Genomic DNA, 21704 nt, shown 5'->3' with positions numbered 1-21704 from the left:
AATCCCCCTGCCGCCCCCACCGCGAAACCCCGACCGAACATCTATTCTTGATAAAGGTCAACCAAGGGAGATCAACGCGGAGGGACGTTCACCGTGCATATCGCCGACATCACCATGTTCTACGCCCCGGCCAGCGGTGGCGTGCGCACCTATCTGGATGCCAAGCACCGCCGGCTGGGAGTCAAGCCCGGCATCCGCCACAGCCTGCTGATTCCCGGCGCGCACTTGGGCGAACGCGATGGCGTCTACACGGTTCCCGCCCCCGCCCTGCCCTTCGGCAAGGGCTATCGCTTTCCCCTGCGCCTGGCTCCTTGGCGAAACGTCCTGCAGGATCTGCAGCCTGATCTGATCGAAGTTGGTGATCCGTACCTCACCGCATGGGCTGCGCTCGATGCGCGTCGACAACTCGATGTGCCAGTGATCGGCTTCTATCACTCGGATCTGCCGCTGCTGGTGGGCAACCGCATGGGCCACTGGGTCACGCCGAATGTCGACGCGTATGTGCGCAAGTTGTACGGCAATTTCGACCGGGTGCTGGCACCCAGCCAGGTGATGGCCGACAAGCTCAGCGGGTTGGGCGTGCGCAACGTCTTCGTGCAACCGCTGGGCGTTGATCTGCACACCTTCCACCCGGATGCCCGCGACGCCGGGTTGCGCAGCGAACTGGGGATCGCCGAGGACACGCGCCTGCTGATCTTCGCCGGTCGCGGTTCCAAGGAGAAAAACCTGCCGGTGCTGCTCGATTGCATGAAACGCCTGGGCCCGCGTTATCACCTGTTGCTGGTCGGCTCGTCGATGCCGGCTTCCGTCCCGGACAATGTCAGCGTGATCGACCGGTTCTGCCCGGCCGCGCAGGTCGCACGGCTGATGGCCAGTGCCGACGCGCTGATCCACGCCGGCGATCAGGAAACCTTCGGTCTGGTGATTCTGGAGGCCATGGCCTGCGGCATTCCGGTGGTGGCGGTGGCGGCCGGAGCGTTCGAAGAAATCGTCAGCGAATCCTGCGGCCTGCTCTGCGCGCCGAACAGTGCGCAAGCCATGGCCAATGCCGTGCGCGAACTGTTCAGTCGCGGGACTGGCGTACTCGGCCAGCAGGCACGCCAACATGTCGAACGGCATTACGCCTGGGACACGGTGGTCGACAGCCTGCTGAGCCATTACCACGCGGTACTCGGCGATTCGGTTCCTCGGGTGGCCAATGGCTGAATTTCACGAGCGCCCGGCGGTAATGCTGGTGCTGCATGACGTGGCGCCCTCCACGTGGGCCGATTATCGAGCGTTCGTCGAAGCCGTTGACCGGTTGGGCAACGTCCCGATGACGTGGCTGGTGGTTCCGGATTTCCATCGACGCGATGCACTTGAAGCCCATCCAGCGTTCTGTCGAAGGCTCGACGAGCGCGTCGCACGCGGCGATGAACTGGCCCTGCACGGCCATTTTCATGAAGACACCGAGCCCGGCCCGCGCACGGCGCGCGACTGGTTCATGCGCCGGGTCTACACCCATGAAGGCGAGTTCTACCAGTTGTCCCGGGAAGCCGCCCTCGCCCGCCTGCGCCCGGGCATCGATCTGTTTCGGCGCCACGACTGGCCGCTGCACGGTTTCGTCGCCCCGGCCTGGCTGATGAGCGACGGCACGCGCCAGGCATTGCGCGAATTGCCGCTGCGCTACACCAGCGATCCGCAGCATCTTTATCACTTGCCGGATTTCACCGCGGTCGAGGCCCCGGGACTGGTCTGGAGCGCACGCAGCGCCTGGCGTCGCGGCATGTCGAAGGTCATCAGCGAACAGCGAGAGCAGCGCTGGCGCCAGGCGCCAGTGATTCGTCTAGGCTTGCACCCGGTGGACATGCGCCACCGCTTTTGCCGGGATTACTGGTGGCGCACCCTTGAACGACTGCTCGCGGACGGACGTGTGCCCATGACCAAAATCGACTGGCTGACGCGCCAGCGCACTCAAGCCGAGCGTGCCGCTTGAGTCGCGGCATTCTGTTGCTGATCGGCCTGCTGGTGGCCGTGGCGGTGCCCGTCCTGCTCGGGGGCGGCGAGACCTGGGGGCGCCTGCAGGCGTTTCCGCTGCGCTGGCTGTTGATCATGTTCGCCATGGTTCTGCTGTGCTGGGGCATCAACACCTTGCGCCTGCGGCTGTTGCTCGGCGATCAGCGTGACCGGGTCACACCCCTCAAAAGCCTCGGGGTGGTGATGGCCGCCGAATTTGCCTGGTGCGCCACACCCGGCGGCAGCGGAGGACCGTTGACGATCATGGCGCTGCTGGCGCGCAGCGGCGTGCGTCCGGCCCGGGGCAGCGCCGTGTTTGCGATGGATCAGTTGAGCGATCTGCTGTTCTTTCTCTGCGCCCTGAGCGGAATTCTGATCTACGCGCTGTTCCAGCATCTCAGCGACCGTATGGAATGGCTGCTGATCGTCAGTGCCCTGTCGTTGACCGGCGGCCTGTTCAGTTGCGTGCTGGTCGCGCGTTATCACCGTCGCTTGATTCGCCTGAGCGGGCGCCTGCTGGCCGGGATGAACGTCGAACCGCGTACCCGACGGCGCTGGGCACGGCAGTTGCTGCACTTTCTTGCCGCTTTCACCGATGCGCTGAAATTACCGTGGCAGACATTGATCAAGGTGTTCGTCCTGACCTGCGTGCATTGGTCGCTGCGCTATAGCGTGCTGTATCTGGCGTTGCGCGGGCTGGGGACGGATGTGCAGTGGGCCTGGACGTTTCTGATCCAGATGCTTTCGCTGGGTGCGGGGCAATTCAGCCTGTTGCCGGGCGGTGCCGGTGCAGCGGAATTGACCTCGGCGGCGCTGTTGGCGCCGATGGTCGGCAAATCGACCGCGGCGGCGGCGATCCTGATCTGGCGGGTGGTGACGTATTACTTCTATCTGCTGGTCGGTGGCCCGGTGTTTCTACTGATGCTGGGACGGCCGTTGCTGAAAAAGCTGCTGAGCGTCAGACAGGCTTCTTGAGGTTATCGTCTTCGTCCTTGAGTTGTTCCCACAGTTCGGCAGCGCCGGGAAACTCCGTGCCGTCCTCCGGGCTCAGGTCATCCGGGTCATAGCGGCTGAGGCAGCCCTCGCCGAGCGTGGCGGGCGCCTTGGAAGTGGCTTTGTCCAGTGGATCGCTCATCGGTATGTCCTCAAGGTCCGTGGATCGTTCCCACGCTCTGCGTGGGAACGCAGCCCGGGACGCCCTGCGTCCCAAAGCAGACGCGGAGCGTCTGAAGAGGCATTCCCACGCAGAGCGTGGGAACGATCCTGAATCAGAACACCACGGTCTTGTTGCCGTGCACCAGCACGCGGTCTTCCAGGTGATAACGCAGACCACGGGCCAGCACCATCTTCTCGACGTCACGGCCGAAACGCACCATGTCTTCGATGCTGTCGCTGTGGCTGACACGCACCACGTCCTGCTCGATGATCGGTCCGGCGTCCAGCTCTTCGGTCACGTAGTGGCAGGTCGCACCGATCAGCTTCACGCCGCGCATCGAAGCCTGGTGGTACGGCTTGGCACCGACGAACGACGGCAGGAAGCTGTGGTGAATGTTGATGACCTTATGCGCGTATTCGCGGCACATGTCCGGCGGCAGGATCTGCATATAGCGCGCCAGCACCACCACTTCGGCATCGTGCTGCTTGACCAGGCGCGACACTTCGTCGAAGGCCGGTTGCTTGTCCTGCGGATTGACCGGCACGTGGTAATAAGGAATGCCGTGCCACTCGACCATGCTGCGCAGGTCGTCGTGGTTGGAAATCACGCAGGAAATCTCGCAATCCAGTTCGTCGCTGTGCCAGCGGTGCAGCAGGTCAGCCAGGCAGTGGGATTCGCGGCTGGCCATCAGCACCACGCGTTTTTTCTGCTCGGTGTCGGTGATGCGCCAGTCCATCGAGAACTCTTCGGCGATCGGTGCAAACTTCTCGCGCAACACCTCGATACCGAAAGGCAGGGAATCGGCACGGATTTCGTGACGCATGAAGAACCAGCCGACCTGGTTATCCGAGTGGTGGCTCGCTTCGGTGATCCAGCCATTGTGGGCCGCCAGAAAGTTACTGACTTTGGCAACGATGCCAACGCGGTCCGGGCAAGAAATCACCAGCCGAAAAGTGCGCATGAGGGGGAAACTCCAGAACTTCGCAAAGGCGGCCATTCTAGCGACTGCGCGGAAAAACTGCAGTATTGATGACCCTCGAAGCCTCACGGCAGGCCGCCGCAGCTTTTTTGACGCCCTCAAACGCCAGAATGATGGCGCAGTAATAGCCATGCATGAACAGGCTTGTGTGAATATCTGTGAAGACTCCATCACATTATTTAACTGAACATTCAATTCACGGCTTTTCAACGTAACTAATTCAAATAAAAACCCCGGTTAAATGTTTACTTGATGAAACAGCCTGACTATTATTGCCGCACTGTCCCCTGCCATCGCGCACTCCCACATAAGGTAGTAATCATGTCCTTGATCAACGAATATCGCGCCACCGAAGAAGCTATCAAAGAGCTGCAAGCCCGTTTGAAGAACCTGTCGCAAGACGACAAACTGCAAGCCGAGCTGGAATTCGAAGGCAAACTGCGCACACTGATGGGCGAATATTCCAAATCCCTGCGCGACATCATCGCGCTGCTGGATCCAGAGTCCAAAACCAAAGCACCACGTGGCGGCGCAGCCAAAACTACCGGCACCAAGCGTGCTCGCAAAGTTAAACAATACAAAAACCCGCACAACGGCGAAGTCATCGAAACCAAAGGTGGCAACCACAAAACTCTGAAAGAGTGGAAAGCCAAGTGGGGCGGTGACGTGGTTGAAGGCTGGGCTACCCTGCTGGGCTAAGCCGCAACCCTTGTCGCAGAGCGCTTCTGTGACACAAAAAAACGCCAGCGAATGCTGGCGTTTTTTTATGCCCGGCATTCAAGCGCCGGACATGTTCGATTTCAAAGATCCAAACGTTTGCGCAATGCCTGGACATAGTTCTGCCATTCAACCAACACCTCGGCCTGCATCGGCGCAGCACTAAGCAGCCATTGCTCCATGGCCTCGGCAAAAGATTGCAAGGTATTAGGGGCGCCCCACTCCGGCGCGGACAAGCGTTGCCGGCAAAAGATTTTCCAGCGTTCTTGCTCTTCGAAATTCAACGTATCGGGAAAGTTACGTGCTCGATATCGAAACAACAATTCAGGCAAACGTTCATCATCGAACGGCCATTGCTCTCGCGCCAATTGAGCAGGATCGGTCGTCCTCACTTGCTCACATAAACGACGATCGCGATCACCGATAAATCCGTCGTACAACTGTTGTTCGGGATCTTCACTCGAGGTGAAATCTTCGCTGGCATAAATCGCCGAGACTTTATCTTTCCAAACTTGTTGTGCGTCACTTAGTCGCAATGCACGCGCCTGATACAACGCCATGTCCAGACCCAGACGCTGCTGATCTTCAGCCCTCAGCACCGACAACGGAGCCACCACCGGGCACTTGTTGATGTGAATCAGCTTGAGCGGCACCGGCAACTCGCCTTCGGCCAGATCGTCACGCCGGGTATACAGGCGCTGGCGCAATGTTTCGGCATCCAGGTCGAGCAGGCCCTGCGGGTCCAGATGCAGATCACAGACAATCAGCGCATTCTTGTTGCGCGGATGCCAGGCCAGTGGCAGCACCACGCCGACATAACTGCGCGCAGCGGAGAAACGACCGGAGATGTGCACCATCGGTTGCAACAATCGAATCTGGTCCATGACCTTCTGTTTGCTGCGCAACTGGAACAGCCAGTCATACAACTTCGGCTGCTTCTCGCGGATCAACCGGGCCAGGGCGATGGTGGCGCGCACGTCCGACAAGGCTTCGTGCGCATTGCCGTGATCGATGTTGTTGGCGGCGGTCAAGCGCTCGAGCTTGAGCGTCACCTTGCCTTCGTCATCGGTCGGCCAGACCAGACCATCCGGGCGCAACGCATAGGCGGCGCGCACGACATCGATCAGGTCCCAGCGACTGTTGCCGCCCTGCCATTCACGGGCATAGGGATCGAAAAAGTTGCGGTACAGGCTGTAGCGGGTCATCTCGTCGTCGAAGCGCAGGGTGTTGTAACCCGCGCCGCAGGTGCCGGGAGCCGCGAGCTGGGCGTGAACCCGGGTCATGAAATCGGCTTCGCTCAAGCCCTGTTCGGCGAGGCGGCTCGGGGTGATGCCAGTGATCGCGCATGCCGCCGGGTGCGGAAGGATGTCTTCGCTGGGCTGGCAGTAGAGATTGACCGGCGCGTCGATTTCGTTGAGTTCGTGGTCGGTGCGGATCCCGGCCACCTGCAACGGGCGGTCGCATCGGGGATTGATGCCGGTGGTTTCGTAGTCGTACCAGAAAATGGAAGTCACGGGCGGTTCCTGAACTGAAGATCGGCAAAGTCTAGGCGTTCGACTGCGGTCGCGGCCAGCGCCGCATCATTCAGTCACCTTTGGTTGAACGATGTGTATGACATAGTTATGTCGTTCCCCCCCGAGAGACTGCTAGCATCGAACGCACTTGCATCCCGATCCGGCAACATCAGGTAGCCCATGCTCGAGACCACAGCACCGCCAAGGAAAGCACCGCTGGCCCCACCACTGGACACGCGGCACCAGGTCGAAACGCCGGAAGGCATCGACCTGCCGCTGCGTCCCGCCGGCCTGATGGTGCGTGCTGTGGCGTTCACCCTCGATCTGGGGTTGCGCGGGCTGATTTTGGGCCTGCTGCTCATGGTGCTGGCGTTGCTCGGCAAACTCGGTATCGGCCTGGGCTCACTGCTGCTGTTCGTGGTGAGCTGGTGGTACATGGTGTTGTTCGAGGTGCTGCGTCAGGGCCGCTCGCCGGGTAAACAATGGATGGGCCTGCGGGTGGTGCACGACGACGGCACGCCGGTCGGCTGGTCAGCCTCGCTGTTGCGCAACCTGCTGCGTTTTGTCGACCTGATGCCTTTCGGCTATTTCCTCGGTGCGATCAGTTGTCTGCAACACCCGACCTTCAAACGCCTCGGCGACATCGCTGCCGGCACGCTGGTGATCTACAGCGAACGCCCGCTCAAGCGTCCGCAATTGCCCGATGCCGAACCCCGCCGCTCTCCGATCCCGCTGACCCTGACTGAACAACGCGCCTTGCTCGCTTTCGCCGAACGCCAGGGTGAACTGTCGACGGCGCGGGTCAACGAACTTGCTGCATTGCTCGCTCAGCCACTGCATATCAGTGCGCCGAAAGCCGTCGGCGAACTCAACGGCATCGCGCGCGGCCTGTTGGGTCCGACATGAAGCAAAGCCTTTTCGAATCCCGCCACAAGGCCGAATGGGAGCGTTTCATCCTCGCCCTCGAACGTCTGGAACGCGGCAAGGACACTTCGCAGGTAGCGGAATTTCCCAAGGCTTATCGCCGACTCTGCCAGCATCTGGCGCTGGCGCAGGAACGTGGCTACAGCAGTTTTCTGGTCGACTCCTTGCAACAGCAAGTGCTGCGCGGCCATCAACAGCTTTATCGGCATCGCAGTCAGCTCGGCGCTAACGTGCTGGGTTTCATCCTGGCCGGATTTCCACGGCTGGTGCGCGCCGAATGGCGCTTCGTGCTGGCCGCCGCCCTGCTGTTCTTCGGCAGCCTGGCCGGTTTCGGTTTGCTGGTATTCCTGTTTCCGGAGCTGGTCTACAACCTGATCCCCGCCGATCAGGTGCGCGAGATGCAGAGCATGTACGACCCCGCCGCCGGCCATCTCGGGCGTTCGGCCGAGCGTGCGGCGAGCGAAGACTGGGTGATGTTCGGTTACTACATCATGCACAACATCGGCATCGCCTTTCAGACCTTCGCCAGCGGTTTGCTGCTGGGGGTGGGCAGTGCGTTTTTCCTGTTCTACAACGGGCTGATCATCGGCGCGGTGGCCGGCCATCTCAGCGAGATCGGCTTCGGCCAGACCTTCTGGTCGTTCGTGATCGGGCACGGTGCTTTCGAACTCAGCGCCATCGCCCTGGCCGGTGCGGCAGGACTGAAACTGGGCTGGGCGTTGATCGCGCCGGGACGCCTGACACGAATCGAAGCCCTGCAGATTGCGGCGCGCCAGAGCATCCTGCTGATCAGTGGCGTGATGCTGTTTCTGTTGATCGCCGCGTTTATCGAAGCCTACTGGTCGTCGCGCACCGGGGTTTCGCCGCAGACCAAATACCTGGTCGGCGCCGGGCTCTGGCTCTGCGTGGCGCTCTATCTGCTATTCGCCGGAAGGACCCGTCATGCGCCTGAGTGATGCGACCGTGGCGATCCGTCCGCGCACCACCTGGGAAAGCATGGATCTGGGCGTGCTCATGAGCCAGCAGCACCGGCGCCTGCTGATGACCAGTTGGGCCATCGTCACCCTGCCGCTTTTCGCGGTGCTCAGCCTGTTGTTTTGGGATTCGCCGTCACTCGCCGTGTTCATCTTCTGGTGGCTGAAACCGGCCTACGAACGCTTGCCGCTGTACATCCTGTCCAAGGCACTGTTCGGCGAAACACCCACCTTGAAACAGGCCTTGCGCCAATGGCCGCGCCTGCTAAAGCCGCAACTCCTCGCCAGCCTGACCTGGCGCCGCTTCAGCCTGAGCCGCAGCTTCCTGCTACCCGTGCTGCAACTCGAAGGCCTCGACGGCACCGCCCGCCAGCAGCGTTTACAAGTGCTGTTGCAACGCAATGCCGGCGCCGCGCAGTGGCTGACGATCATCGGCGTGCATCTGGAAACGGCACTGTGGATCGGCCTGATGGTGTTGTTCTACCTGCTTCTGCCGCAACAGGTCGAAACCGATTGGGACTGGCAAAGCCTGATCTTCGCGGCCGACTACGAATGGCGCTGGCTGGAGCATCTGACCAATGCGTTCTATGCGCTGATCCTGGTGATCTGGGAGCCGGTGTATGTCGCCTGCGGGTTCAGCCTGTATCTGAACCGCCGCACCGTCCTCGAAGCCTGGGACATCGAACTGGTGTTCCGCCGCTTGCGCCAGCGTTTGAACAGCAGCGTGATCGGCTTGCTGCTGGTGGCGTGTCTGCTGTTGCCGGTGTTGCCCTCAGCCTGGGCTGCCGACCCCGCCACTGCTCCGGATGCACCGCGCCTCTTGAACCAGCCTTTGACCAGCGAGGCGTCCCGCAACAGCATCAAGGCCTTGCTCGAACAACCGCCGTTCAAGAACAAGGAAACCGTCACCCGTTATCGCTTCGGCGAAGATCCCGCTACTGCCCAAAAACCCAAGGAAGGCGAGGCACCGCAATGGTTGAAAACTCTGCTCGACTGGCTGGACGGCCGACACCTCGACGGTCTGGCCAAGGCGATCGAAGTCGTGCTGTGGGGCGCAGTTATCGCCGGGCTTGGCTGGCTGGTCTGGCGTTATCGGGATTTTCTGCAAGCGTTCGTCGGCCGCCGTCCGCGCCTGCCCGAACAGATCAAAAGGCCCTTGCCGCAACAGGCCTTCGGTCTGGATCTGCAAAAGGAAAGCCTGCCCGATGACATCGCCAGCCACGCGGAGCAACTCTGGCAAACCGAACCGCGTGCGGCACTGGGTCTGCTGTACCGGGCACTGCTCAGTCATCTATTGCACGACTTCAACCTGACCCTCAAACCCGCCGACACCGAAAACGAAGTGCTGGCCCGGATCGAACAATTGCAGCGACCGGACCTGCTCACTTATAGCCGTCATCTCACCGGCCACTGGCAGAACATGGCCTACGGGCACCGCGTACCGGCGGCGCATCTGCAACAGGAATTGTGTGATGGCTGGCGCACCCTGTTCGGCCACGGAGTTGCCCGTTGAGCCGGCGCACGCTCTGGCTTTTGGGTGGCGCGCTGATCGTCGCCCTGCTCGGTGCGCTGGGCATTTATCTGTACCTCAAAGCCACGCCTTACCAGGCCGAGGTCGATCACGGCCCGTCCCCCGCCGCACAAGCCAATCCCTATCTGGCGGCGGAGATGTTTCTGCGTGAACGCGGAATCGACGTCAGTCATGCCGAAAGCCTCGCCGTGTTGCCCGACATCGACCCGCGCCAGCACACGCTGCTGATGTTCAACGACCGCTCGAAAATGACCCCGCGCCAGGTCGATCAGGTTCTGAACTGGGCCCGGGCCGGCGGAAGGCTGGTGTTCGTCGCCGAATCGATCTGGGATGAGAAGACCGGACAGAGCAACGACCTGCTGCTCGACCGCGTGCAACTGCATCAATCCTTCACCAAGGATCTCAAGGGCACGCCACCGGATGCCGCCGAAGATCCTTACCCCAACCTGACCAAGCTCTATCTGGAAGACGAAGACGCGCCCGCCTATGCCGGGTTCGACACCGCGTTCCACCTCGACGACCCGAAAAACCTCGCCCAGGCCTGGGCCAACAGCGCGAAAGCCACGCACATGATGCAACTGGCTTTCGGCCTCGGCACGATCACCGTGGTCACCGATGCCGACCTGTGGAAAACCCCGGCGATTGCACAGCACGACAATGCCTGGCTGCTCTGGTACCTCAGCGCCGACACCGCCGTGACCTTGTTGTACAACACCGAACACGACGGTCTGTTGACCCTGCTCTGGCGCTATTTCCCGCAAGCCATCGTCGCCCTGTTGGCGCTGATCGGCCTGTGGCTGTGGCATGTCGGCGTGCGTCACGGACCGTTGCAAGCGCCGGCTCCGAGTGGTCGCCGGCAGTTGATGGAACACCTGCGCGCCAGTGCCGATTTCATCCTGCGTCACAACGGTCAACAGACCTTGCTGCAAGCGTTGCAGCAGGACGTCCTGCGCCGCGCCCGCCATCGTCATCCCGGTTTCGACCAACTGAACGTCGCCGAACAATGGCTGGTGCTGTCGCGCCTGACCCGCCAGCCGACCCGTGCCATCAGCCAGGCCCTGAGCCCGGCACCGAAGCGGCGTATGTCCAGCGCCGAATTCTGCCGTCAGGTCGCCCACCTGCAAGCCTTGAGGAACACGCTATGACCGAACACATCGAACCCGGCTCGCCCGGCCACGCGGCCCAGCAACGCCAGCGCGCGAGCCAGTTGGCGCAAGCGGTGCGCGGTGAATTGCAGAAGGCGCTGATCGGCCAGAACCCGGTGATCGACGACGTGCTGACCGCGCTGATCGCCGGCGGTCACGTGCTGCTCGAAGGCGTTCCCGGCCTCGGCAAAACCCTGTTGGTACGCGCCCTCGCGAAGTGCTTCGGCGGCGAGTTTGCACGTATCCAGTTCACCCCGGATCTGATGCCCAGCGACGTCACCGGCCACGCGGTCTACGACCTGCAGACCGAGCAGTTCAAACTGCGTAAAGGCCCGTTGTTCACCAACCTGCTGCTGGCCGACGAGATCAACCGCGCCCCGGCCAAGACGCAAGCCGCCCTGCTCGAAGCGATGCAGGAACGTCAGGTCACCCTCGAAGGCCGGGCCCTGCCGATTGCCCAGCCATTCATGGTGCTCGCCACGCAGAACCCGATCGAACAGGAAGGCACTTACCCGCTGCCGGAGGCCGAACTCGACCGTTTCATGCTCAAGGTGCGCATGGACTATCCCGACGCCGATCAGGAGCTGGACATGGTGCGTCAGGTCAGCCGCTCGACCCGCGCCGATATGCTCGACGTGCAACCGCTGCGCACCGTGTTGCAGGCCAAGGATGTGCAAGCCCTGCAACGCATCGCCAGCGATCTGCCGCTGGACGAGCAGGTACTCGATTACGCCGTGCGCCTCGCCCGCAGCACCCGCACCTGGCCGGGGCTGACCCTCGGCGCCGGGCCACGTGCCTCCATTGCACTGGTGCGCTGCGCCCGCGCCCGAGCCCTGTTGCGCGGCGGTGAATTCGTGATTCCCGACGACATCAAGGGCTGCGCACTGGCGGTGTTGCGCCATCGCGTACGCCTTGCGCCGGAGCTGGACATCGAAGGGCTGCAAGTCGATCAAGTCCTTCAGCAACTGCTCGACCAAGTACCGGCGCCGCGCCTGTGAAACCCTCGCGCCTGCTGTTGATCTGGCTGGCGACCCTGCTGGTCATCGGCATTGTGCTGGGCGCGTTGCAGGCGCTGGACGTCGAGGTGCCATCGAGCCTGCTGTCGATCAACTGGGGATTGTTGCTGGCGCTGTTTGCGCTGAGCCTGCTGGACGCGCTGCGCCTCAAGCGCCTGCCCTCGCCCCGCGTGCAACGACAGATGCCCGGCAGCCTGGCCCTCGGTCGCTGGAGCGAAATCCGGCTGGAAGTCGAACACGACCTCGACCCACCACTGGCCATTCAACTCTTCGACCACGTACCCGACGGCCTCAGCCATGAAAACCTGCCGCTCTCCACCGAGCTGCAACCCGGCCAGCGCAGCCTGATCGGCTACCGCCTGCGCCCACTCAAACGTGGCCACTTCACTTTCGAAACCTGCGAACTCAACTTGCCGAGCCCCTTCGGCCTGTGGTCCGGCAAACGCCTGCTGAACATCACCGACCACACCCGCGTCTACCCCGACTTCGCCCGTCTCTACGGCGGCCAATTGCTGGCGGTCAACAACTGGCTCAGCCAGCTCGGCGTACGCCAGCGCCAACGCCGTGGCCAAGGGATGGAATTCCATCAACTGCGAGAATTTCGCGAAGGCGACAGCCTGCGCCAGATCGACTGGAAAGCCACCGCCCGCCACCGCACACCGATTGCCCGGGAATACGAAGACGAACGGGATCAACAGATCATTTTTATGCTCGACTGCGGGCGACAGATGCGCAGTCAGGACGGCGAGCTGTCGCATTTCGATCATGCGTTGAATGCGTGTCTGCTGTTGAGTTATGTGGCGCTGCGGCAGGGGGATGCGGTGGGCTTGTCCACCTTCGCCAGCGATCAGCCTCGGTTTATTGCACCGGTCAAAGGTACGGGGCAGCTCAAGGTGTTGCTCAACGGTGTTTATGATCTGGATAGCACGCGACGTTCGGCGGATTATCCGGCGGCGGTGGATCAGTTGTTGGCCAGGCAGAAGCGTCGGGCGCTGGTGGTGTTGGTGACTAATGTGCGGGATGAGGTTGATGAAGAGCTGCTGACTGCCATGACACAACTGGGCAGGCAACACCGCGTACTCATCGCCAGCCTGTACGAAGAAAGGCTCGAAGACGTGCGGCTGACTCCGGTTCAATCGCTGACGGAAGCGCTGGCCTATTGTGCAACGGTGGATTACTTGAACGGCACGGCAAGACTCCATGAGCAGTTGAGGACTCATGGAGTACCGATCATCAATGCCCGGCCCACCGAACTGGGCGCCGAGTTGGTGGCCCGATATCTGGCCTGGAAAAAAGGCGAGGCCTTGTGACTTCCGAATCAACGCTCCACAACAGGCACAGTCACCCCCTTGCTAACCGAAGTACCGCCGGGGTTTTCCAGGGTGACCCGAAGAGAAACCTGCTCAGAGGTTGAAGTCGGCGACCAGGAGTGCGAGTACTTGCCCTGATTGTCGGTGCTTGATTCCTGGCTTGGCTGTCCATTTCTGGAAACGAAGACTTTCCTGTTCGCCATAGGCTGGCGGGACCGCGTTGCCACAATCAGCGCGGTCATTGTGGTGTACGTGTTAACGAGCACCGGACTGATCGAAGCTGTCACAGACTCGATATCTGCATGGTCAGGAGAATCAAGCGGATCAAGAACCTCATAATTCAAAGTCCCGGATCCGCCAGATGTCTCCTGGACATAGGCAGCCAACTGATGCAAACCAATTTGCGCAGGCATCTCTTGCATCATTGCCAGTCCATTTTCATTGGTCATGGAGGTGCGCGACTGCGAAGTCGGGAAACGCCAAACCACCGGTACGCCTGGTGCAACTCCCCCGTGTCGCTCATAGCGCACTCGGGCCTGTGCTGTCATGGTCTCACCCAGCCAAAATCTGGTTTTGTCACTGGCCAGCTCTGCAACGACCAACTCATCCGGCGGGGCTGACAGTATCAGCGACTTCACATTGTTACCGGCCAGACCGCTTCGAACCGAAGCGATCAATCGGGTTTCACCGGGCACCCTCCAGAACTCGATCGTTGCCTTGCCTTGAGCATCAGTGAATGTCGAAGGCAATATTTGTTCACCCTGCCGCCAGCCCACCTCGATCCCTGACAGCGCCTTCTTGCTAAGAGCCGAAACCACGAAAACATGCGCCGACACTTTTTGCCCGGGATTTCCGCTCGACACATCAACGACCAAATCTTCAATCTGGCACGGTTCGTTCATTGAATAACGAAAGTCGACTGAAGCCGAATCAGCGCCACCGGCAACAGAAGCGGTGACGATACCTGGACCCGCGACTTCGGGAACAAAGCTGATCTGCGCAACCCCCCGATAGTTGGTGGAAGTCACCCGAGACTCCTGCTCCGACAACTCCCACCGGATCGGTAAACCTCTCATGGCCTTTCCGGTCAACACATGGGTTACGGTGACTTCAGCGTTCACTGTTGCTCCCCAATCAACGACCTCAAGAACACTACTGGTCGAGGTAATCCGGGCGACAAGGGCTCGACTTCCCAAAGACAGGGGCTGAACAGGAGAACGTTCCAGCAAGCGAAAGGCAGCCAACTGCAAAGACACACTGGCGTCCTTCACATCTCCATCCTTGAGCTCAAAATCCAGCCCCCGCTCATCCAGCGTGTGGAATTCACCCAACACCCGATTGAATTCGAGCCCGACCTCACTCCGGCCGGGATTAACCAGACCCAGCGCTAACTTTTGATCAAGCAAGGGGCTGCCATCCCTCGCAAAAAGCCGGAAACCGAAGGCCTCACCGCGTCTCGGAAACAACGCGTTGGCTGCCCACACATACCGCTGTGAAGCGCTCACGGAAACATCCGGATCCAGATCCAGATCCAGATCCAGCCAGGGATCCGTTGCCAGGGCAGTGAGCTGCGTCCGGGTTTCCGCCGTTGACCCATCGTAAGGATTCGAAGCAACAGCAGTGATGAAGCTTATACCGGCCTGACTCGGCAGTGCATCGTGCCGCGCCCAGCCATCGGCATCTGTCCGTAAGGAAACCGGCCCGGCACTCCCGGTCTGCACCGCGATTTCTGCCCCCTTGATCGGCTGATCATTGAACGCCGAGCCCAAGCGAAACTCGACCCTGGCACGCTCGCCCTTGCTCATGACGGGATCAATGGCAGGACCGCGCGTGGCCAGAATCTTGAGTTTGTTATGGCCCAACTTCAATTGAGTCTGCGCCGTCAGCGACTCTCCATCGATCATGATGGTAGCGGTCTGAGTCATCTCGACATCGGCTGTGCTGTTGGTGAAATCCAGTTGCCTGCGCGCACCACCCGCCGTCATGACGACACCCTCAGTCAGTGGTGGGTTGACCTCCATTCCCGGTGCCAAGGGTGTGATGGCCATTTTCACAGGCAGCCCATGCAGTGCGCTGATCCCATATGGCATATACATCGACTGGTGAGACGTCCACAGGCAGGGATACAACCTGTCGTTACCCGGTTCAGCTGAAACATGATCAAGCATCGCCCGGACCTCACTGGCGAGATCGGCGGCCAGCAGCCGCAAGGGAAACTCGCACTTTTCCGGCAAATGGGAACTGCTGAACGCCAATGTCGAGAACCCGCTGAGATCGGTGCCCGAGGTGATGTCCCACTCAAGGCCGAAAATAGTCATGACCCGAGGAACATCGACTTGCGGGTCCAGCTGAAACCCCGGTAAAGGGGGCGTATTTGCATTCCAGTGCAGGGCAATCGACTTGCCGATAAAGTTGCTGTTCGCAACGGGATCAATCCGCAGCTTGTGCGCTCTGCCACGCCGACAGACCACACCCTGAATCAGTCGATCAATCGGTTTCCCGTCCAAAGAGAAGTTGACCTGCCCTTTCCATGCGCTGGTGGGCAAAGCTTTGACGGCGAATGAATGTTCATCCACTGGCGCGTCTTCGTGGCGCTGTACCCGCGCGACGATATTCTGGTCACCGGCATTGGCGGGCAAGTAATCCACGCTTGCCCAGCCATCCACGCCCGTGAGGGATGTGACTGTACCCTTCGGTGTTTCAAACTCGACTTTTACGTTACTGACAGGCTGTCTGTCGCCCTTTTGCACATTCACCATGCAGGTGACGATTTCGCTTTCGTCCACCCTCGGCAACTTGTTCGGCCCCCAGGTCTTGCCGATCTCGACTCTGTTGTAAGCCAGCGACAGGGCATTGCCTGGCGATAAATGCTGCAACCTGGAACAACCGAGAACCCAATCAAACAGGCCGTCGCGCTTGTCCTCGAAGGTCGTTGTCCAGAGGACTGTACCGTCAACTACAGGCGCAGGAGCCCCGAAGTTCGGTTGAGCGGTTGCTCCGACGTCCTCTTGTGAATCACCATTTGCCCAGATCAGGAAAAAGTTGGCGGCAATCAGAGGATGCTCCGCAGTAATATCCAGATTGACAGGGAATGACTCACCGCGTTCCGGATAGCGGGTCTTCTCCCCCCAGACGGCCGGTGCCCCACCATCGAACCGAGCCTGTAAGGTTTTGAACGGATCGATAGCAAACGCCCGAACTTCGAAGATATGCGTCGCTTCGCCATCGTCGGACAAAGGGCTGGCAACCGAGGCGGTAACCCTGCTCACCCCCTCCTCGGTTGGCGTGCACAGATAGGTCGCTCGACCTTGAGCATCGGTGGGTGCCCGGTGCAAAACCTTTCCCGCCTTACCCTCTTCCCGCCAGATCACCTCACTCGGTACCGGTGCCTGGGTATAGAAGGATCTGACCTGAACCTGCAGCTCCACCGATTGGTTGTACTCAATGACCGGGTACGTCTCGGCCTGTTTGAGTACGAACAGCTCCAAGAGGTGATGCCCCCAGGAAACCAATAGCGGATACGCTGGCGCCGAGTATTTGCTGTAAATCTTCGCCTCCAGCTCATAAGGTTCTTTGCCTGACGGCTGCGGACAATCCAGCAGCCAGTCCAGACTGATGAGCTGAGATGTTCCCAACTCGGGCTCGGCGGTAATGGCCTCCAGCGGGTTATCTTCAAACCACAGGCAGGCCTCGAGATTTTTCCAGACACTCTGCGGATCAACCGCAAAAAAAACCCTGTGACTCTGATCCCCGATAGCGCCCAGGCAGATCGGCAAGACGTTGCCTGCGTCGAAACCTTTGCCATCATTGAATACGGCCAACAGCCCCAACTCCGGAAGATTCAGCTTTATCTCTATCCCGGTCAGACGAATTTCCACAGAGCTGGGTTCGCCCACACCCCTTGCCGGGCTGCTCAAATTAATCTCCAGCTCATCACCCGCTTGTAAATCCAGGCTGTCCGGCAAATCCTTGCGCATCTCGGTCAGATCAATCGCCAAAGGATCGACATCCTGCAACCCTGTCTTCACCGGCAATTCGATTTCGAACTTTTCGTCACTCCCCCTCTTGTTTACAACCACTAGCCCGGGCGATGACAAATAGGTGGTGTCGTAAAGAAGACGCAGGCCATAACGGACCTCCGCCTGCTGTCCGATCGGCACGATCATCCTTTGCCGAACCGCCGCGCGGTGGGTTAGCGCCATGTACGATACGTTACCGTCGTTCCGGATTTCGACGCCCCCCGGATTGGCCACATCGTCCCAGTGGTCATAGCCCTCAGTCATGTCGCCGTTCATCACGAAATTGTGATCCGTGTCGATGTCGATTTCGATCATGATTGAGTCCCCTTGGCCTCGACCTTGCGCTCAGCTTCGTTCACCAGTTCCTGCACTTTTCTGGAAAAAGCCAGATCCCCGACCTTGGCGGTGTAAAACACCTTGATCACGATATCGGTCAGCGATAACAGCATCGGCTTTTGATTCAAATGCCAGGGAAATACGATCCGCCAGCGCGAAACGACACCGGTGTTTTCGAACGGCAGGGTCATGCCTTCGTCAGCTCTGAGTGAAACCACACCGGTATCATCCAGCCCGGTAGACAGGGAAACCTGCTGCCCACTGCTCAGGTTGATCAGCACATCGACAGGCGCAACGCCTCCACCGGAGTGCAGATATTCCAAAGACTCGATCGACGGTTTTGTAGCGATATAGCTGCCGACCTGTATCAGTTTCACCACCACATTTTCGAAGGGCCCGGTGAGCACCGGCAGACTGACTTCGACACGAGAAATCTGGCGGCAGTAATGATCGTGGTAGTCGCGATCGAACAGTAGCTGGATCAGCTCGAAATCCAGTGCGCCCGTTGCCAGCAAGTGGTCCAGCGCATCAGTCCAGTTGTCAAAACCCTTTGGCCGGGTCGCCGGATCATTGAACAATCGTTGTAGCGAAACGGTCTTGACGATCTCCTGGCGTCGCTCATTGCGTTGCAGATATTCCGACCGCATTCGCAACAAACCGGCCTGCAATGTCGCGCCAGCCGTCAAGCCGCGCCGCTGGTCGCTCCAGACATCGGTGTTCAGTTGATAGGCATCGAACTCACAGGTTTCCGCCCGCAAGGCTGTCTGGGCACTCCGGCACAGAGCAACAGCGGCGTCATACGCCTGAAAGTGCAAGGTCTGCAGTTGCCCCATCAACCACTGGTAAAGCTCCAGATTGGTCGCCCGGGTCTGCAGGAACTCGAACAGTCTGAGCGCCTGGCTATTCGCGGCAAGGGTGTGTTCCAGATTGATCCTTGCTGCATTGATGGCCCGTTCCTGACCTGCAATCTGGGCACTGATCGCATTCTTTTCAGTATTGGCCTGTTTACGCAGCAACCACCAATCCTCTCGGCGACGACGATAGCTTTCGGAGGTGGCCGTCTTGTCGGCACTGGCGCGCTGCACGTCTGCGGCCATCCGAAAACCAAATCCCACGGCACTGACCAGATAAGCCGGCTCATGATTGCCATTGGACAATCCAAAGATTTTGGGGAACGCGTGGATTACCGCTGCCCCCATCTCAAAGCCAGTGGCCAGAGAAGCGAGGCCCGAAGCGGCTTCAACATGCTCCATGACTTTGAACTCATCGGGAGAAATGTGCTTGTCGTACAGATCGGCGTAGTGCAGCTCTCGCTCTTCGGCCATGGTTCTGCTGTGCTGCAACGCCGTAAGGCCCTCGACCTCACGTGCTATGGATTCTTCCTGTGCCCGACGAGCGAATTCGCCAAGCTCAGTCAAATGGCGTTGCTGCAACGTCTCCTGCTGGACACGATCCTGCTGCTCAAGCAGACGCTGTACTTCGTTCCCCAGCTCCTGCAGGTACTGCACCATCTGCAACGCTGCATTGAACAGTACGTCCCAGCGATAGACCGCAACTCGCAACTGTCCACCCATCGGTCGCACCGGTCCCGCCTTACCGGCTGCCAGGCGATTCAACAACTCACTTGGATCCATGGCGGTAAAAAGAGGGATGGATGCAAGCTTGCCGTCGATTGTCCGACCATGGCGAATGTTGTCGATACGCTGATCAGGCAGGTCAAAGAACGTCAGCAAACGCGGGCTGACCGGTATATTGAAAGAACGCGTGCCGTACACACCCAAATGCTGAGTACGCGCAGCCCTGACCGGTAAATCCTCTGTTCGCAGCTGCAATGTCGTTTCAAATTCCGCGAGGGCCGGTCGGGTCTGCATCTCTCCCACAAGTTCACCAAGTTCCTTTGCAACCCAGCGATTGACGCTACGGGTATCCGGCCTGGCTCCCATCAGCGATCGGGCCCGGACATACTGCAGCTTGGCGGCCGTCAGGCTGTCCCGCGTCATCTGGCGATAGAGCCAGTCACCCCAGGCGATGAGGTTGTTCACATACTCGAGGAAAATCACGACCTTGTAATGCCAGGGCGATGAATAGGCGATGGCATCCGGATCCCCCGGTGCGAAGACTTCATAGCAATAGCAGATGTCGGGCTTTTCCACGTCCAGAGGCCGGCAATGCCAGTATTGCGGCCTTGCCGGGGTATCGCCCTGCGCCGGTTTAGCGGGCGACTGCGGCTCGAATATGAAATGCAGCCAGCGCTGGGCCGCCTCAAAACGGTTCTCGTCACGCAGCCGGACGGCAATCAGATGTGGCAGGTGAAAAAACAGCTCCCAGAAAAACAGACCATTGGCACCATCGAACGGACCGTTCGGCTCGACCTGGCTTTCGGGCAAAGGCGGCTCCTTCGGAAACTGCGTCGCCCAGTCCAGCAACACGCCGATCGATACACTGGAGCGCAACACCAGTTCGTGACCGATCAACGTATTGAGCCGGACGTATTTCAACTTCAGAACGTTTGCCGGTTGGTTGAAGGCCAGAAACTGGGCGCCCTGCGCATCGGTGTCATGGATGTACGGTAGAGGTCCATGATCACCGAGCGTGGCGGGGACCGTCAGGACGAGGGTTCGCTCACCGTGGTCTGCGGCGCCTGTCAGTTTCACGGTGAGCGTGCTGCTGTTAAACCCTGTTCGCTTGATCTCCTGCCATTTCGTTGCCCATCCACCGGAACTCGAGTAACTGGCAGTAACTGGGTCCGGGTCACCACCAGTGGTGAATTCGACTTTCAGCGTGAACTCAACGTTCGTGTCACCGCCACGTGAGACATGGGCACAATGCCCCTGAACCCAGAGCGAGTGCTCAGTAGCGCTGTTACGCACGATATAAGCCTTGATCCCCAGGTACTCGGCCAGCGTGCCGGGCCTGGTGATCTCACTGTCAACGGCCGGAAACAGCTTCGGCTGCATCTTTTGCTGAAGCGTACGGCGCTCGACAAACAGGTGATTGGCCAGGTAATCCATGACCGCCGTTTCGTCCTTCACCTTGCGAAACAGCGAGTCACGGGTTTCATAGATAGCGACAGACAGCACTGACGACGTACCGACTTTGGGCTCGGCATTGGTCACATGTACCGCCAGCCTGCCCTTGGGATACGAGGTATCGATCTCGTCGCGCAAAATTACCGCGACCAGCCGGCAACCCTTCGAAACGTCCTTGTCCGTCTGCAGCAGATGCAAGCGAATGGGTGGCGACCAGCTGTCGTCCAGCGCGATGAACGCCACCATGACTTCCAGCTCATGGAGGCTTTGCAGTTGACCCGCGTTATCGAAAACACCCGGGCGCCATTGGACCCAGACCATGCACGCCCGGCCTTCCCAAAAGACCATCCGACAATCCAGCACAGTGTCATCGGTGGGAATGTCGGCAGATTTCCATTCTCGCCAGTCAGTCGGGTTGACCGATGGCGAGTCGAAGGCGAGTTTGATGTTCGCTTCACGCCAGAACCAGCCAAAAGGTGCAACACGTTGCCTGCCCACCAGGTAATAATGCGTCTCCAGCGGATTGGCCCCATCCAGATAACCGGTCTTGACGTTCAGATTGCACGTTTCTTCAAAGCTGCGCAGGTAGCGCTGAGCGCCCTTGAGCACCGAATCGTCAGTGATCGAGGTCTGATTCACATAACTCTCAAGAGCCCTGAACAAACCGGTTTTGCGGATGCGTACATAAGGCGTGATGTAATCCTCAGGTGTGCACAACAGCAGCATGCTTGCCGACCACGACCCGTAACTGCTGGCGAGATCCCACTCTTGCAGAAGGTCAGGATCGAACTCCCGCCCGTCGTACCCCGGTTCAAATTTCTGCAACACCGCAAAAAGGTAGGACTGCAAACAGCTCCTGGCCTCCGCCACCCACGAGGTTTCAATTTCGTCGCTGTCCAGCGGATCGGTGCGCAGCCATTCCCAGAGGTCATCCGCCGATTGGGTATTCATCGGAAAGGGATGACTGGCCTTGTCATGTTTTGCGTGAAGACAGAAATCAATCAACGCATTGCGACGCAGGGCTGACAGCTCACCTGAAGTTTTGTTGAGCATCACCAT

General features: G+C 59.8%; 15 protein-coding genes. 10 read left to right on the top strand and 5 right to left on the bottom strand.

Annotated features, from left to right (window positions below; all coding sequences use genetic code 11):
- Positions 1-93: 93 nt before the first annotated feature.
- Genes L6D82_RS21125 through L6D82_RS21115 form a run of 3 tightly spaced genes read left to right on the top strand, consistent with a single transcriptional unit; the run spans position 94 to position 2970 of the window.
- Complete coding sequence (locus tag L6D82_RS21125) at positions 94-1206, top strand: N-acetylglucosaminyl phosphatidylglycerol synthase (protein ID WP_085745215.1); 1113 nt, start codon at positions 94-96, stop codon at positions 1204-1206.
- Entirely contained in the window at positions 1199-1975 is a 777-nt protein-coding gene (locus tag L6D82_RS21120) for an N-acetylglucosaminyl phosphatidylglycerol deacetylase (RefSeq protein ID WP_102717261.1), read from the top strand. The genes L6D82_RS21125 and L6D82_RS21120 overlap by 8 nt, the downstream gene beginning before the upstream one ends.
- Positions 1972-2970, top strand: a complete 999-nt coding sequence (locus L6D82_RS21115) for a glucosaminyl phosphatidylglycerol flippase (RefSeq protein WP_085745217.1) — start codon at positions 1972-1974, stop codon at positions 2968-2970. Before L6D82_RS21120 ends, L6D82_RS21115 begins: the two co-directional genes overlap by 4 nt.
- On the opposite strand, the gene L6D82_RS21110 is transcribed toward L6D82_RS21115, so the two are convergent.
- Positions 2954-3130 carry a hypothetical protein gene (locus L6D82_RS21110; protein WP_165369538.1) on the bottom strand — a complete coding sequence of 59 codons (177 nt, stop codon included), beginning with the start codon at positions 3128-3130 and terminating at the stop codon, positions 2954-2956. The two genes, L6D82_RS21115 and L6D82_RS21110, sit on opposite strands and share 17 nt — an antisense overlap.
- Before the next feature lie 133 nt (positions 3131-3263).
- A complete protein-coding gene (gene purU, locus L6D82_RS21105) occupies positions 3264-4112 on the bottom strand; it encodes a formyltetrahydrofolate deformylase (protein WP_011335666.1) in 849 nt (282 codons plus the stop codon).
- Positions 4113-4451: 339 nt separating this feature from the next.
- Here purU and mvaT point away from each other — a divergent pair, with 339 nt between their 5' ends.
- Positions 4452-4829: a histone-like nucleoid-structuring protein MvaT gene (mvaT, locus tag L6D82_RS21100; protein ID WP_007951234.1), complete on the top strand. Its 378-nt coding sequence runs from the start codon at positions 4452-4454 to the stop codon at positions 4827-4829.
- A gap of 101 nt (positions 4830-4930) precedes the next feature.
- Here mvaT and sbcB read toward each other — a convergent pair whose 3' ends face one another.
- Positions 4931-6361 (bottom strand): exodeoxyribonuclease I, encoded by a 1431-nt coding sequence (gene sbcB / locus L6D82_RS21095; RefSeq protein ID WP_102687244.1) that lies wholly within the window; start codon positions 6359-6361, stop codon positions 4931-4933.
- Positions 6362-6541: 180 nt separating this feature from the next.
- Here sbcB and L6D82_RS21090 point away from each other — a divergent pair, with 180 nt between their 5' ends.
- From L6D82_RS21090 to L6D82_RS21065, 6 genes are read left to right on the top strand one after another with little or no spacing between them, the layout of a single operon-like run.
- Complete coding sequence (locus L6D82_RS21090; protein WP_236191448.1) at positions 6542-7267, top strand: RDD family protein; 726 nt, start codon at positions 6542-6544, stop codon at positions 7265-7267.
- Entirely contained in the window at positions 7264-8241 is a 978-nt protein-coding gene (locus tag L6D82_RS21085; protein ID WP_236191446.1) for a stage II sporulation protein M, read from the top strand. The genes L6D82_RS21090 and L6D82_RS21085 overlap by 4 nt, the downstream gene beginning before the upstream one ends.
- The gene (locus L6D82_RS21080) at positions 8228-9772 is read left to right on the top strand and encodes a DUF4129 domain-containing protein (protein WP_236191445.1); all 1545 of its coding nucleotides are present in this window, start codon (positions 8228-8230) and stop codon (positions 9770-9772) included. Before L6D82_RS21085 ends, L6D82_RS21080 begins: the two co-directional genes overlap by 14 nt.
- Positions 9769-10935 (top strand): DUF4350 domain-containing protein, encoded by a 1167-nt coding sequence (locus L6D82_RS21075; RefSeq protein WP_102687240.1) that lies wholly within the window; start codon positions 9769-9771, stop codon positions 10933-10935. The genes L6D82_RS21080 and L6D82_RS21075 overlap by 4 nt, the downstream gene beginning before the upstream one ends.
- Positions 10932-11933 (top strand): AAA family ATPase, encoded by a 1002-nt coding sequence (locus L6D82_RS21070; RefSeq protein ID WP_102687239.1) that lies wholly within the window; start codon positions 10932-10934, stop codon positions 11931-11933. Before L6D82_RS21075 ends, L6D82_RS21070 begins: the two co-directional genes overlap by 4 nt.
- Complete coding sequence (locus L6D82_RS21065) at positions 11930-13261, top strand: DUF58 domain-containing protein (RefSeq protein ID WP_236191444.1); 1332 nt, start codon at positions 11930-11932, stop codon at positions 13259-13261. The genes L6D82_RS21070 and L6D82_RS21065 overlap by 4 nt, the downstream gene beginning before the upstream one ends.
- Before the next feature lie 8 nt (positions 13262-13269).
- Here the strand turns inward: L6D82_RS21065 and L6D82_RS21060 are convergent, their stop codons facing one another.
- Together L6D82_RS21060 and L6D82_RS21055 are read right to left on the bottom strand one after the other, a co-directional pair.
- Positions 13270-17595 (bottom strand): alpha-2-macroglobulin family protein, encoded by a 4326-nt coding sequence (locus L6D82_RS21060; protein WP_236191443.1) that lies wholly within the window; start codon positions 17593-17595, stop codon positions 13270-13272.
- The gene (locus tag L6D82_RS21055) at positions 17592-21698 is read right to left on the bottom strand and encodes a Tc toxin subunit A-related protein (protein WP_236191442.1); all 4107 of its coding nucleotides are present in this window, start codon (positions 21696-21698) and stop codon (positions 17592-17594) included. Before L6D82_RS21055 ends, L6D82_RS21060 begins: the two co-directional genes overlap by 4 nt.
- Positions 21699-21704: the final 6 nt, after the last annotated feature.

This window comes from Pseudomonas paraglycinae, from assembly GCF_021601625.1.
Taxonomy (GTDB): domain Bacteria; phylum Pseudomonadota; class Gammaproteobacteria; order Pseudomonadales; family Pseudomonadaceae; genus Aquipseudomonas; species Aquipseudomonas paraglycinae.
The sequence above is the reverse complement of the archived record's forward strand: the minus strand, read 5'-3'. Positions and strand labels throughout refer to the sequence as shown.